This is a genomic window from Lentzea sp. NBRC 105346, assembly GCF_030269605.1.
Taxonomy (GTDB): domain Bacteria; phylum Actinomycetota; class Actinomycetes; order Mycobacteriales; family Pseudonocardiaceae; genus Lentzea.
In genome coordinates, this window is record NZ_BSTQ01000001.1 from 667,646 (window position 1) to 680,828 (window position 13,183).

A 13,183-nucleotide genomic window follows, 5' to 3' on the forward strand; every position below is an offset into this window, starting at 1 on the left:
AACTCACCTGGGCTGAGTGGGGCAAAACGCGGGGGTCGAGAGGGCAACACGCGCCACGGCCCGCCCTGAACGTACGGACCCGCCCCGCGCGAACGTACGACCTGGCGGGAACGTAGGACTCGCACTGCTGGAAGGTGGGACTCGCGCTCAGACCGAGGTGTGGACCGGCCTGAACTGAGGACTCGTCGGGGCTGAAGTGAGGACTCGCGGGATTTGTCGGACCCCGCCGGTACTGTCGGATTCGGGGGTGCGTCGATCCGCCCGGAGGTGGGACGGGGGCGTCCGCTTTCAAGGTAGCGGGTGGGTCTGACAGTTATAGGCCGCGGCGCGTCAGGTCGTCGAGCAGTTGGCGGTCGGCTATGTGGCGAAGTTTTATGTGGTCCAGGTAGTCGGCGAACGCGTCGGGCTGCAGCGTCCGCAGCTGCTCCAGCCAGTCCAGCACCAGCTCCCCGTCCGCCGACGAACGGCGCGTCAGCTCCACCTCGACGACCCGGCGGTAGACCTCGACCGCGTGCGGACTGCCGTCCGCAGCGAGGTGCTGCAGCAAAGCAGAACGCAGCGGCGGCCAGTCCGCGGTGTGCACGACCAGGGTGCGCAGCTTCAGGTACACCTCGAGCGACGGGTGGTCGAGGAAAGCGTTGTGGCACAACGCGATCGCCCGCTCCGGCGCGCCCATGCGCAGGTACTCGTCGATGGCCACGTCGATCAGCCGCGGGGCGGCGCCGCGCCCACCGGTGGCGCGCAGACCGCGTTCCACCCACTCCAGCGCCTCGGCGGAGCGGCCCGCGTCCTGCAGCACGGTCGCGACCTGCAGGTAGTGCCAGCCCGACGACAGGTCCCGCGTGAGCACCAGCAACTGCAGGTCGACGTCCTCGGTGTACTCGGCGAGCTCCTCCATGATCCGCAGCAGCGCCCACCGGTTGCGGTCGTAGCGGCCGGTCTGCCCGAACCCGATCACCGGCAACCGCTCGAACCGCGTCACGGCCAGATCGCGGTAGTAGGCCAGACCCTCGTCGTCGAGCACCGACGCGTACAGCGCGAGGCTCACGTCCGGCGCCTCGGGGTGCTCCAGCTGCAGGCGCAGCAGCCAGTCGGCGAGCCGGATCGGGTCGGGCGGGGCGAGCACGCACGCGCGGGCGTGGGTCTGCAGCACCCGGTGCGTCAGCTCGGTCAGCTCCACGCTGTGCGCGGGCGAGGCGGCGACGCCGTCGGCGAGCTGTTCGACGATCTGCTCGGTGAGCAGGACCAGTTCGAGACCGGGATCGGTGAGCAGCAACGACTGCAGCTCCACCGACACCCCGACGAGCGCCTGCCACCGGGCGGGCCACTGCTCCTCCTCGCCGTCGAGGAGTGCGGTCGCCACCGTGGCGGGCAACGGATCCATCAGGTCATCCAACCTCATGGAACCGCGCTGTTCCATGAACCAATCGGGGCCATGTTCATCAAGAACATGGCCCCGCGGTCCGGTTTCGTTACTCCTGCTCGTCCGGTTGCTGCAACGAGCGTGGCGCGTCCGCCGTGAGCGGGCCGGGAACCTCCTTGCGCGCCACGGCTTCCGCGGCGGCGACGGCCTCGGCGACCTTCGGGTCGGGCTTGGTGTCGAACCAGTCCGCGATCGAGTCGTCGTCCTCCTCCGGCGCGGGCGCCGAGCCGGTGTCGGCCGGGGGCTCGTAGCGGAACACGCCGTCGTCGCCGGGGGCGCCGAGCATGCGGGCGAACCCTTCGAGGGCCTTGCCGTAGTCGGTGGGCACCATCCACACCTTGTTGGCGTCGCCCTGCGCCATCTGCGGCAGCGTCTGCAGGTACTGGTAGGCCAGCACCTCGGGCGTCGGGCGGCCGGCCTTGATCGCGGCGAACACCTTCTCGATCGCCTTCGCCTGGCCCTGCGCCTGCAGGTAACGGGCGGCGCGTTCACCCTGGGCGCGCAGGATCGCGGACTGGCGGTCGGCCTCGGCGGCGAGGATCGCGGCCTGCTTGGCGCCCTCGGCGGCGAGGATCTGCGACTGCTTCTGGCCTTCCGCGGTCTTGATGGACGACTCCCGCTGGCCCTCGGCGGTGAGGATCATGGCGCGCTTCTCGCGGTCCGCGCGCATCTGCTTCTCCATCGAGTCCTGGATGGACGGTGGCGGGTCGATGGCCTTGAGCTCCACGCGGGCGACGCGGATGCCCCACCGGCCGGTCGCCTCGTCCAGCACGCCGCGCAGCTGCTGGTTGATCGAGTCACGGGAGGTGAGCGTCTCCTCCAGGCTCATGCCGCCGACGACGTTGCGCAGCGTCGTGGTCGCGAGCTGCTCGACACCGACGATGTAGTTGGAGATCTCGTAGACCGCCGCACGCGGCTCGGTGACCTGGAAGTACACGACGGTGTCGATGGACACGGTCAGGTTGTCCTGGGTGATCACCGGCTGGGGCGGGAACGACACGACCTGCTCGCGCAGGTCGATGCGGGCCCGGACGCGGTCGATGAACGGCACGATGATGTTCAGGCCCGGTGCGGCGGTGCTGCGGTAGCGGCCGAGGCGCTCGATCACCGCGGCCTGCGCCTGCGGGATCACCTGCACCGCCTTGATTGCGATGATCAGCACGAACAGTGCGAGCACCGCGATGACGATGATCGTCGGGGACACTCTCATTCCTCCACTCAGGACTCGGCTAGCACCACTGCTGTCGCGCCCGAGATCTCGATAACGGTGACGGCGGTCCCCGGTTCGATCACGAGCCCCTCGAGGGTGCGCGCGCTCCAGGTATCGCCGCCGATCTTCACCTGCCCGCCGTTTTCGTCCACAGTGGACAACGTGACGGCCTTGCTGCCCAGCAGGGCCTCGTGGTGCATCGGGACGCCCCGGCCGATCATGCGCCGCTTCACGACCGGCCGCGCGCCGACGATGAGTCCGAGGGAGGTCGCGGCGAACACGAAAACGCTCACCAGGTCGGCGGCACCCAGAGCGGACACCCCCGCCGCGGCCAGGGCGGCCGCGCCGAGCATGACGAGCACGAAGTCGCCGGAGAGGACCTCGGCGACCACGAGCAGCACTCCGACTATCAGCCAGATCAGCGCGGCGGCCATGCCGCAAGTCTTACACCACGACGAGTGACCACAGCGGCTTTTTCACTACTCCGCGTGGGTGGACGTGACGAAATCGATCAACTGCTCCACCGACCCCAGCAGCGGCGCCTCCAGGTCACGGAACCCGCGCACCGCGCCGAGCACCCGCGCCCAGCCCTCGTAGGTCTCGCCCCAGCCCAGCGCCGCGCACACGCCTTCCTTCCACGGCACGCCGCGCGGCACCACGGGCCACGCCGGGATGCCGAGCGCCGCGGGTTTCACGGCCTGCCAGATGTCGACGTACGGGTGGCCGGTGACCAGCACGTGCTCGTCGCGGATCGCCTCGACGATGCGGGACTCCTTGGAGCCGGCGACGAGGTGGTCGACCAGCACGCCGAGCCGCCGTCCGGGCCCCGTGCCGAACTCGGCGATCCGATCGGCGAGCTCGTCCACGCCGTCGAGCGGCTCGACGACGACGCCCTCGACGCGCAGGTCGTGTCCCCAGACGCGTTCGACGAGCTCGGCGTCGTGCTTGCCCTCCACCCAGATGCGGCTGTCGCGGGCCGTGCGGGCGCGGAGTCCCTCGACGCGCACCGAGCCGGACGCGCTGACCCGCGGCTTCTGTTGCTGTGGCGCGGGTTTGACGAGCGTGACCGGCCGGCCGTCGATCAGGAACCCGGCGGGCGCGAGCGGGAACAGCCGGTGCCCGCCGTGCCGGTCCTCCAGCACGACGTGGCCGTGTTCGAACCGCACGACCGCGCCGCAGAACCCCGACGCCGGGTCCTCGACGACCAGTCCGGGCTCGGCGGGCACCTCGGGCACCTTCTTGCGCTTGCCCGCGGCGAGAACATCGCGGCCGTAGTCGTGTGATCGCACGCGCCGACCCTAGACGGCGTCAGTCGAAGAAGGGACGGAAGGCGTCGACCCACAGCCTGAGGCGGTCGCCGTCGACGTGGCCGGACAAGGCCTCGATGCGGGCGTCGTGGTCCTCGGCGGCGTAGACCATGTCGACCGCGTCGACGGCCGGGTCGCCCACGCAGGGCCGCGGGTCGATCGCGACAGGCCCGCGGTCGCCGCCGTCCAGGACGTTGCCCAGATGCAGGTCGCCGTGCAGCAACACGGATGGCACGTCGTCGAGCGCCAGTTCCGCGGCGGCCCGGTGGTAGGGACCGACGTCGCGGCCGGTCTTCCTGCGCAGCAACGAGAACACGAAGTCCACCCGGTCGCGCAACGGCGGGAACCCGTCCGCGGCGGGGACGTGCAGCTGCTCGAGCAGCAGCCGGCAGACCTCCAGCGAGAGGCCTTCGGCGGGCTGGGTGCCCGGTTCGATCGCCTCCAGCAGCAACGCCCCGGCGGGCAGGTCGGCGTCGAGCACCCCGACCATGGCGTCCACCGCGTCCCACGCGCGCAGCGCCCGGTACTCGGCGGTCGCGATGTCGGGTTCCGGTGTCAGTTTCAGCACGACGGGAGTGCCGCCGCGGTCGGCGAGGAACGTGCACGACGTGCCGCCGGGCATGTGCCGGCCGATGTCGAGGTGCCACTCGGCGGCCAGCCGGTCCAGCAGTGCCGGCAGGTCGTCGTCCAGCCATGTCGTGACGTCGTGGCCGAACCGCCGGATCAGCCGGGTGCGCGCCAGCTCGTCGACCAGCATGATCGTCAAGCTAGCTGATCGGCCTCGGCCTGTCTGCGCCATTGGTAGTCGGCGAGCGCGTTTCTCCAGCCGGCGTGCGCGGCGAAGCACTCGTCGAGCAGCTCGGCGTGGTGCTCGCCGCCGAGGACGACGACTTTCCCGCCGTGCACCCACATGCCGCGCGGCAGCTCGGCGTGGACATCGTCATCGGCGATGACCAGGCGGTCGCACACCAGGCGCTGGGTGCGGCCGCTGTCCTTGTGGACGATGAGCGCGGGGGTGTCCAGGTCGACGGATTTCACGCGCACGTTGCGGTACACGCGAACGCCGATCTCACCGAGTCCCGTGGCGTCGACCTCGCCGATGAGGTCGACGGGTCCGAAACGGTGCGCGACCCGAGTGGCCGCGACTACGCCGACCTGCCCCGATCCGACGACGATGATCCGTTCGGTGTAAGCCATGTTGACCGCATTTCCCGCATAGCGCATTCAATTGCGTTTTCCCTGGTCACGGGCAACGTAAAGGACTGATGATCTAGGCGTCAATCGCCCAAAACAATGACCGATCTCAATAGGGATATAACAATCGGTGAGGAATATTTCATTCGGGCCCGATCGAGACGCGGATAGCGGAAAAACTGAACCGTCCTCGGGATGCCGCGCGTGGTGTTGGTTACCACTCCGCCACCAGTGATTCGAGGATCCTCGTGACCACTCTCGAACGGCCGGACCTGCGGCTGGCCCGAACCTCACTGCAGTACGCCATCGACTACGGCTGGACCACCGAGGTGCGGGGCGCCCGCCTGGTGTTCGGGTCCAGCACCCACGTCGTCGGGATCGCGGTCCCCTCGGCGGACTTCTCGCCGCTCGTCACGCACCTGTCGGCGCACCGGCTGTCCTACCCCGTGCTGCGCCTGCCCGAGCGGCCCGCGGATCTGGTGTTCCTCGCGACCACGCACACGCTGGCCGCCGCGCCCTGGCCGCTCGTGGACGTGGCCCTGCCGCCCAGCCACACCGAGTCCGGTCCCGTGACCTGGGTGGTGCCGCCGCGCCGCAGCCCGAACCCCGTTCCGGCGCTTACGACTCTGCTGGCCGCGATGCGGTCGCAGTCCGGCAGGTAGCCGGTAGGTGATGGTGCGTGTGAGCCCGTCGACGCGCACCAGCCCGGCGTTCGGGGATGTCGAACCGCGGATGTCATTGTCGAACGGCGCCGGGTGTGCCACTGCGGATCGGTGTCGCCGTTCGACGATGTCGAACGCGGTTCGCGAGGGTCGTTGGATCAGAACGCGGGCCAGGGAATCGCCGGCCACTCGCCGGACGGTTCCGGATGCACGCCCGCGGCGAGGAGTTTCTCGGTTCGTTCCGCGATCGCGCGGACTTCCGCGCGCGTCAGGTGGTCGTGCAACTGTTCGCCGAGGCCGCCGTCGAGGCCGGATCTGAGCCGGCGCAACGCCTCCAGGCCCTCGTCGGGGACGGGCTCGCCGAGCCAGCCCCACAGCACGGTGCGCAGCTTGTTCTCGGTGTGCAGGCAGATGCCGTGGTCCACGCCGTAGACCGCGCCGTCCAGCGCGTGCAGGACGTGCCCGCCCTTGCGGTCGGCGTTGTTGACCACGACGTCCATCACCGACATGAGCCGCATGCGCGGGTGGTCGGCGTGCACGAGGACGGCCGGATCGCCGTAGCGGTCGTGGGCGTGCAGCACCGTGCGCCAGCCGGGCTGGACGTCGCCGACCGCGACGATGTCGACGAGCTCGTCGGTCTCGCGGGTCTCGATCCACAGCTGGACCATGCCGGTGCCGAACGGGCCGGGCCGCAGCACGGTCGGCGGCACGAGCCCGAACCCGCCGGCTTCGGAGATCAGGTAGGTGGCGACCTCGCGGCCGGCGAGCGTGCCGTCCGGGAAGTCCCAGAGCGGCCGCTCACCGCGGACCGGTTTGTAGACGCACTGCGCGTCCACGCCGTTGTGGCTGATACGGCAGAACAGGGTCGCGTTGGACGCGTCCACCAGCCTGCCCTCGACCTCGATGCGGCCGTGCGTGAGGAGTTCGACAGCGCCGGCGGCGTCGTCGGCCATCAGTCCTCGTCGGCTTCGGTGCGCCGGTACCCGTTCTGCCGCGGGCAGATGTGACCGTCCGGGTCGAGCGGCTCGGCACACAGCGGGCACGGCTTGCGCCCGGCGTTGACGACCCGGTCGGCCCGGTGCGCGAACGCGCGCGCCGCGCTCGGGCTGAGGAACACCCGCACGGCGTCGGGGCCTTCCTCGGTGTCGTCGAGCACGACGGCCTCGTCGACCTCCTCCTCGGAGATCGCGAGGAGTTCGATCACGACGGCCTTGGACTCGGCGTCCCAGCCGAGCCCCATGGTGCCGACGCGGAACTCCTCCTCGACGGGGACGTCCAGCGGATCGACGTCGACGTCATCGGCGGGCGGCTCGTCGGGCACGTCCGCGCCGAAGCGCCGGTGCACCTCCTCGAGCAGCGACCCGATGCGCTCGGCGAGCACGGCGACCTGTTGCTTCTCCAGCGCGACGCTGATCAACCTGCTCTGCTCGGAGGCCTGCAGGTAGAACGTGCGGTCGCCGGGTTGCCCGACTGTCCCGGCGACGAACCGGTCGGGCTGGCGGAATACGTGAATGACGCGAGCCATGGCAACTACGACCCTAGGCCACGCGGAGATCGACGGCAGGTCTCCCCCCTCGATTCGGGTTTCGCCGGGGGTGAATTGTGGACTCGCGCCACAGGTGGGTACGCGCGTGTAGGTTCAGCGTGTGGTGAAGATCGCTTCGTACGGCACCTGGACATCCCCGATCACCGCTGAGGAGGCCGCCGCGGCCGGCGGCGGACTGCAGTGGGTCGACCTGCACGGCAAGTCCGTGTGGTGGGCGGAGAGCCGCCCCGCGGAGGGCGGCCGGGTCGCGCTCGTCCGCGACGGCGCCGACGTGCTGCCCGCGCCGTGGAACGCGCGCAACCGGGTGCACGAGTACGGCGGCCGGCCGTGGGTGGTGCTGGACGACGACCTGGTGGCCTTCACGCACTGGGACGACCAGCGCGTCTACGTGTTCTCCCCCTCCGGGGGCGAGCCCCGGCCGATCACGCCCGCACCGCAGCGCCATCACGGCCTGCGCTACTCCGACCTGACGGCGGGCCCGGACGGCGAGGTCTGGTGCGTGCGGGAGACGATCACCGGTGACGCGCGCACGGACGTGCGCCGCGAACTGGTGGCGCTGCCGGTGCCCGGCGGCGAGCCCCGTGTGCTGATGGCGTCGCACCACTTCATGAGCGGGCCGAAGCTGTCGCCGGACGGCACGCGGTTCGCGTGGATCGGCTGGAACCACCCGCAGATGCCGTGGGACGGCACCGAACTGTGCGTGGCCACCGTCGGCTCCTCGTCGTTCGAGGTGCTGGCCGGTGGCGTGTCCGAGGCCGTGTGCCAGTTCGAGTGGGAGGGCTCCTCGCTGCTGGCGCTGACCGACCCGGACGGCTGGTGGAACCTCTACCGCATCGGCCTGGACGGCAGCCGCGTCAACCTGGCGCCGTGCGCCGAGGAGCTGGGCGGCCCGATGTGGCGGCTGGGCAACCGCTGGTTCGCGGCGCTGTCCCCCGGCCGCTATCTGGTGCTGCGCAGCGGGCGTCTGGCGGTGCTGGACGAGCGCAGCGGCACGGTGACCGACGTCGAGACCGACCTGCCGACGTGGAGCGCGAACCTGGCGGTGCACGAGGGCGTCGTGGTCGACGCGGCGGCGGGCCCCTCCTCGGAGTACGCCGTGGTGCGCCTGGACCTGTCGAACGGGACGCTGACGCGCCTGACCGGCTCCACGCCGCCCTACGAGGCATACCTGCCGGTGCCGCAGGAGCGGATGTTCGGTGAGATCCCGGCCTACGTCTATCCGCCGACGAACCCGGACTTCGCGGGCCCGGACGACGAGCTGCCGCCCTACGTGGTGCACGTGCACGGCGGGCCGACCGGGCGAGCGCTGCCCGTGCTGGACATCGACATCGCGTACTTCACCAGCCGCGGCATCGGTGTGGTGGCGGTGAACTACGGCGGCTCGACCGGGTACGGCCGGGCGTTCCGCGAGCGGCTGCGCGAGCAGTGGGGCGTGGTGGACGTCGAGGACTGCGCGTTCGTCGCGCAGGCGCTGGCGAAGGAGGGCACGGCGGACCCGGCGAGGCTGGGCATCCGCGGCGGTTCGGCGGGTGGCTGGACGTCGGCGGCGTCGATGACGTCCACGTCGGTGTACCAGGGGGCGATGATCGCGTTCCCGATCCTGGACCTGGCGGGGTGGACGAGCGACGGCGGCGAGACGCACGACTTCGAGTCGCGCTACGTCGAGGGCCTGGTCGGTCCGCTTCCGGAGGCGGCCGAGCGGTATGCGGAGCGGTCGCCGTCCAACAAGGTCTCGCACCTGGCGGGCCCGGTTCTGCTGCTGCAGGGCCTGGAGGACGAGATCTGCCCGCCGGAACAGGCGGACCGCTTCGTTGCCGCGTTGGACGGCAGCGGAATCCCGCACGCCTACCTGACGTTCGAGGGCGAACAGCACGGCTTCCGCAAGGCCTCGTCGATCCAGGCGGCGCTGGAGGCCGAGTTGTCGTTCTACGGGCAGGTGTTCGGGTTCACGCCGGACGGGGTGCCGGTGCTGGAGCTGCGCCGCTGATCACGTGCGTCAACGGGGGTCCCCTGGCTCGGGTCACCGCGCTGATCGGTGGTGGCGGCTACGCCGAGGTGGTGACCGCGCCCGCGGTGCTGGCGATCGACGCGGCCGGAGTCGGGACGCGCGAGGCCGCCGGGTTCGGGCGGGTCACCCCGACCGCCTACGACCTGATCAACTCGGCAGCTCGGGTGCGCGGCGGGGACAGCGTGCTCGTTCACGCCGCCGCCGGTGGAGTCGGCTCGCTCGCCGGTTCGGCTACCACGACGTGCTGGTGCGGGACCAGTTCCCCGACGCCCTCGGCGACGAGACGGTCCGACGTGATCCTGGATCCGGTCGGCGGCGCGACCAGGGGCGGGGAACCTGGCCCGGCTGGCGCCGCACAGCCGGATCGTGGTGTACGGCAACCTCGCCGCCTTCGAACCGGTCACCGTGTCGGCCAACGACCTGCTGATGCGGGGACACCTACAACAGCAACGTGGCGAGCCGGACCCGGCCGCAGACGCTGGCCGCCGGCGCCGTGCGGGCGATGGCCCTGGTCGCCGGCGGGTCGGTGCGCATCGACGTCACCGCCGAGTGACGTCGAGACCGCGATCGCGAACCTGTCAGGCGGGGCGACCCGCGGTAAGAGCGTGGTCCGCGCCGGGTAACGGTTCACAGCGATTTGATCAGGCGCTGGTAGTACTTGCAGTCGCCTGGCACCGACGACGAAACAGGTGTCCCCCGGCTCGGGGGACCCCCGTTTTCTACTCTGCCACGCGACACCGACAGTGCGGGCGAGCACCGAAGGCCCCTGTGGACAAGTGGGTGACCGGATGATGTTGCGGCAGGGTGATCGGGTCGCGCTGGTCTCCCCCGCGGGCCCGGCCGCGCCCGACCTGGTGGCGCAGGGGGTGGCGATCCTGCGGTCGTGGGGCCTCGCGGTCGACGAGCCGGTGCTCGCCGGCGGGCCGCCGGACAAGCTGAACTATCTGGCGGCAAGTGACGCGGCGCGGGCGGCCGAGTTCACGGCGGCGTGGCTGAACCCGGAGGTTAAGGCCGTGATCTGCGTGCGTGGCGGCTACGGCTGCATGCGGATGGCCGACCAGGTGGACTGGGCGTCGTTGCCGCCGAAGCTCTTCGTCGGGTCGAGCGACGTCACGACCTTGCACGCGGAGCTGCACACCCTCGGCAGGTCCTCACTGTTCGGGCCGATGCCGGGCACCGAGGCATTCGTCAAGGATCCGGTGGCGCAGGCGAACCTGAAGCGGGCCCTGTTCGCGCCGAAGCTGTGGTTCGACGGCGGCGCGACGATGGCGCCGGGGGTGGCGCGGGGTGTGCTGATCGGCGGGAACCTCACGCTGCTCGCGGCGAACATCCCGCAGTTCACGCCGCCGCACGGCGCCATCGTGCTGCTGGAGGACATCGGTGAGGAGCCGTACCGGGTCGACCGGATGCTGACCCAGCTCATCAGGGCCGGGTTCTTCGACGGGGTCGCCGGGCTGCTGCTCGGCAGCTGGACCGGCTGCGGCGATGTCGGCCCCGTGCTCGAGGATCGGCTGCGGCCGCTGGAGGTGCCGATCCTGAGCGACTTCGGGTTCGGGCACTGCGCGGGCCAGCTCAGCCTGCCACTGGGTGTGCGGGCCGAGCTGGACGCCGATCTGCGGACGCTGAAGATCCTCTAGAGGCCGAACGCGAGCAGCACGTGCGGGTGCGGGCTGCCGTAGTCGGGCGCGTAGCCGGACTGGACGTAGACCATGCCGCGCGAGATGACGGCCCCGCCGCCGGTTCCGGAGATGGCGCCACCGCGCCCGGTCAGCCCGTTCACGCCGACGACGTCGGCGATGGTGTCGTAGGTCCACAGCACGGCACCGGAAGCGGCCGAGTAGGCGCGGAACTTGCCGTCGACACCACCGAGATACACCACACCTGGGGTGGTGGAGACGGCGACACCGAACGCCGGGGCGCAGTCGGGATGCCCGGCCACCCCACCGGTGGTGCAGCCCGAGGCGGGTGCCGGGGTCTCCCAGAAAACGTTGCCCGTGAGCGGGTCGACGGCGAAGAGCTTGCCGGGATCGGCGTAGTAGGTGGCGATGTAGAGGCGCTTGCCGTCGTAGCTGGAGCCCCACTGGATGCCGGACACGCCGCCGCTGGGCAGCGGGACGCCGAGCTGCCGCCGCCACACCACTTCACCGGTCGTGGCGTCGAAGACGTGGTAGACACCGGACTTCTGGCCGACTCCGACGAGTTTGCGGCCGCCCGCGGTGAACAGGTTCGGGGTGGCGCCGATGTCGTAGTCGAGGTTGGTGCCGTCCTTGAGTCCCGGGCAGTAGCCGTCGGGGTCGGGTTCGTTGCACGCGGTGCGCCACGTGTCGGCCTTGGTCACCTGGTTGCGCCATCGGGGTGTGCCGGTGCGCAGGTCCAGGGCGAGCAGGGTGTCGAAGTCGCCGCCGACGCCGGTGTAGTTCTGGCCGGTGCCGACGTAGAGCGTGCCGGTGCGGGCGTCGATGACCGGTGAGCTCCACACCCCGGCGCCGGAGGGCTCGAACCGCGGGACGCCGTTGGGCCAGGTGCCGTTCTGCTGTGGCGGCGGCACGGTGTAGTAGCGCCACGCCAGGGCGCCGGAGTTCGCGTCCAGGGCGTCGAGGTGGCCGCGGAAGGTGCAGCACGGGTGGTCGCGCGGCAGGGTGTTCTCGCCGCTGGACACGCCGACGTAGACGCGGCCGTCGTGCACGATCGGCGAGCTGGTGACGACCGCGGTCGGGGTGGTGTCGATCTGCTGGTGCCACACCTGGTGGCCGGTGCGCTGGTCGAGTGCGTAGACGTGGCCGCCGATCGTGCCGAAGTACACCTTGCCACCGGCGACGGCCGGACCGTCGGAGTTGATCAGCGGCCGCGGGAGCGTGAACGTCCACCGCTCGGCGCCGGTGCGGGCGTCGCGGGCACGGAACTTCCCGTCGGGCCCGCCGAAGTAGATGGTGTCGCCGGCGACGGCGGGCTGACTGCGCAGGAACGCACCCTGCGCCTCGTACGTGAACGCCCATTTGAGCTTGAGTTTGCCGACGGTGCGCGGGTTGAGCCGCCACTCGGCGGCGTTGTGGCGGCTGCCGGCGAGATCGTGCTGCCAGCCGGGCCAGTCGGCGGACCGGGACGCGGAGACGGGCGCGGCGCTGGTGATCAGGATGACGGCGGCCGCGGCCAATGGTTTCAGCATGGTGATTCCCCCTTCACACCGCGAAGCCTGGCAGCGGTGCGAGGGGTGGCACGATCCGCTAAAGATCCTGATCTGCGCTACCGATGGTGGACCGTCCGTTAGCCGATCGGTTGATGCGCTGTTCCTGGGTGACGCGGCGCAGCAGTTCGGTCTGCTCGGCGATGCCGGCGACCTCGGCGGCCAGGCGGGGGTGGGCGTTCCGCAGGTGGGGGTGGGCGTCGGCGAGCGGGCCGAGGAGCGTGGCGGCGTCGTCGGCGGCGAGCGCGTTGTGGACGTTCTGGTCGAACTCGCCGACGAGGCCGGCGATGCGGCGCAGGGTGGCGGCGTTGCGGCGGGCCCAGTCACGCACGGCGCGGTCGCCGGCACGCTGGTCGCGTTCGGCCTGCACCCGCTGGTCGCCGGTGCCCTGGTGACCGGTCTGCCGCACGCGCAGGTAGCGGCGTTCGGCGGCCTGGCGGCTCGCGACGCCCAGTGCGGGGGCGAGCGCGGCCCAGCTGACGCCGATCTCGCGGGCGGTCGCGATCAGCCGCGGCTCCCATTCGTCCAGCTCGTCGCGCAGCTGGCGCAACATCTCGAGGGCGAGCAGCACCTCGGCGCGGCTGACTTCGCCGGCCTCGCCCGTGGCGGTGTCGCGGACGGTCTCATAGTCCTCGATCCCCATGTCACC

13 protein-coding genes are annotated in these 13,183 nt (G+C 71.0%); 3 read left to right on the forward strand and 10 right to left on the reverse strand.

Translation table 11 applies throughout. From position 1 onward, the window contains the following. Nucleotides 1–313: 313 nt before the first annotated feature. The 6 genes from QSK35_RS02575 to QSK35_RS02600 all read right to left on the reverse strand — a co-directional run bounded on the left by QSK35_RS02575 (nucleotide 314) and on the right by QSK35_RS02600 (nucleotide 5,137). Nucleotides 314–1,402, reverse strand: a complete 1,089-nt coding sequence (locus tag QSK35_RS02575; protein ID WP_285741815.1) for a hypothetical protein — start codon at nucleotides 1,400–1,402, stop codon at nucleotides 314–316. A 70-nt stretch (nucleotides 1,403–1,472) separates the two neighbouring features. After that, nucleotides 1,473–2,633, reverse strand: a complete 1,161-nt coding sequence (locus QSK35_RS02580) for an SPFH domain-containing protein (protein ID WP_502881612.1) — start codon at nucleotides 2,631–2,633, stop codon at nucleotides 1,473–1,475. 8 nt (nucleotides 2,634–2,641) lie between these two features. Then, complete coding sequence (locus QSK35_RS02585) at nucleotides 2,642–3,067, reverse strand: NfeD family protein (protein ID WP_285741820.1); 426 nt, start codon at nucleotides 3,065–3,067, stop codon at nucleotides 2,642–2,644. A 45-nt stretch (nucleotides 3,068–3,112) separates the two neighbouring features. After that, a complete protein-coding gene (locus QSK35_RS02590; RefSeq protein ID WP_285741822.1) occupies nucleotides 3,113–3,922 on the reverse strand; it encodes a DUF3097 domain-containing protein in 810 nt (269 codons plus the stop codon). Nucleotides 3,923–3,941: 19 nt separating this feature from the next. Further along, the gene (locus QSK35_RS02595) at nucleotides 3,942–4,697 is read right to left on the reverse strand and encodes an aminoglycoside phosphotransferase family protein (protein ID WP_285741824.1); all 756 of its coding nucleotides are present in this window, start codon (nucleotides 4,695–4,697) and stop codon (nucleotides 3,942–3,944) included. A gap of 5 nt (nucleotides 4,698–4,702) precedes the next feature. After that, nucleotides 4,703–5,137: a hypothetical protein gene (locus tag QSK35_RS02600; protein ID WP_285741825.1), complete on the reverse strand. Its 435-nt coding sequence runs from the start codon at nucleotides 5,135–5,137 to the stop codon at nucleotides 4,703–4,705. A gap of 245 nt (nucleotides 5,138–5,382) precedes the next feature. On the opposite strand from QSK35_RS02600, the gene QSK35_RS02605 reads away from it, so the two are divergent. After that, nucleotides 5,383–5,796 (forward strand): hypothetical protein, encoded by a 414-nt coding sequence (locus QSK35_RS02605; RefSeq protein WP_285741826.1) that lies wholly within the window; start codon nucleotides 5,383–5,385, stop codon nucleotides 5,794–5,796. A 158-nt stretch (nucleotides 5,797–5,954) separates the two neighbouring features. On the opposite strand, the gene QSK35_RS02610 is transcribed toward QSK35_RS02605, so the two are convergent. Together QSK35_RS02610 and QSK35_RS02615 are read right to left on the reverse strand one after the other, a co-directional pair. After that, entirely contained in the window at nucleotides 5,955–6,749 is a 795-nt protein-coding gene (locus QSK35_RS02610; protein ID WP_285741828.1) for an SCO1664 family protein, read from the reverse strand. Next, entirely contained in the window at nucleotides 6,749–7,321 is a 573-nt protein-coding gene (locus tag QSK35_RS02615) for a DUF3090 domain-containing protein (protein WP_285741830.1), read from the reverse strand. The genes QSK35_RS02610 and QSK35_RS02615 overlap by 1 nt, the downstream gene beginning before the upstream one ends. 121 nt (nucleotides 7,322–7,442) lie before the next feature. Between QSK35_RS02615 and QSK35_RS02620 the strand changes: the two genes are divergently transcribed. Further along, entirely contained in the window at nucleotides 7,443–9,329 is a 1,887-nt protein-coding gene (locus tag QSK35_RS02620) for a dipeptidyl-peptidase 5 (protein WP_285741833.1), read from the forward strand. An 809-nt stretch (nucleotides 9,330–10,138) separates the two neighbouring features. Then, nucleotides 10,139–10,987 carry a S66 peptidase family protein gene (locus QSK35_RS02625; protein ID WP_285741835.1) on the forward strand — a complete coding sequence of 283 codons (849 nt, stop codon included), beginning with the start codon at nucleotides 10,139–10,141 and terminating at the stop codon, nucleotides 10,985–10,987. Here QSK35_RS02625 and QSK35_RS02630 read toward each other — a convergent pair. After that, nucleotides 10,984–12,516 carry an outer membrane protein assembly factor BamB family protein gene (locus QSK35_RS02630; RefSeq protein ID WP_285741837.1) on the reverse strand — a complete coding sequence of 511 codons (1,533 nt, stop codon included), beginning with the start codon at nucleotides 12,514–12,516 and terminating at the stop codon, nucleotides 10,984–10,986. The genes QSK35_RS02625 and QSK35_RS02630 overlap by 4 nt on opposite strands. Before the next feature lie 58 nt (nucleotides 12,517–12,574). Next, nucleotides 12,575–13,177, reverse strand: a complete 603-nt coding sequence (locus QSK35_RS02635) for an HSP18 transcriptional regulator (protein WP_285741838.1) — start codon at nucleotides 13,175–13,177, stop codon at nucleotides 12,575–12,577. Nucleotides 13,178–13,183: the final 6 nt, after the last annotated feature.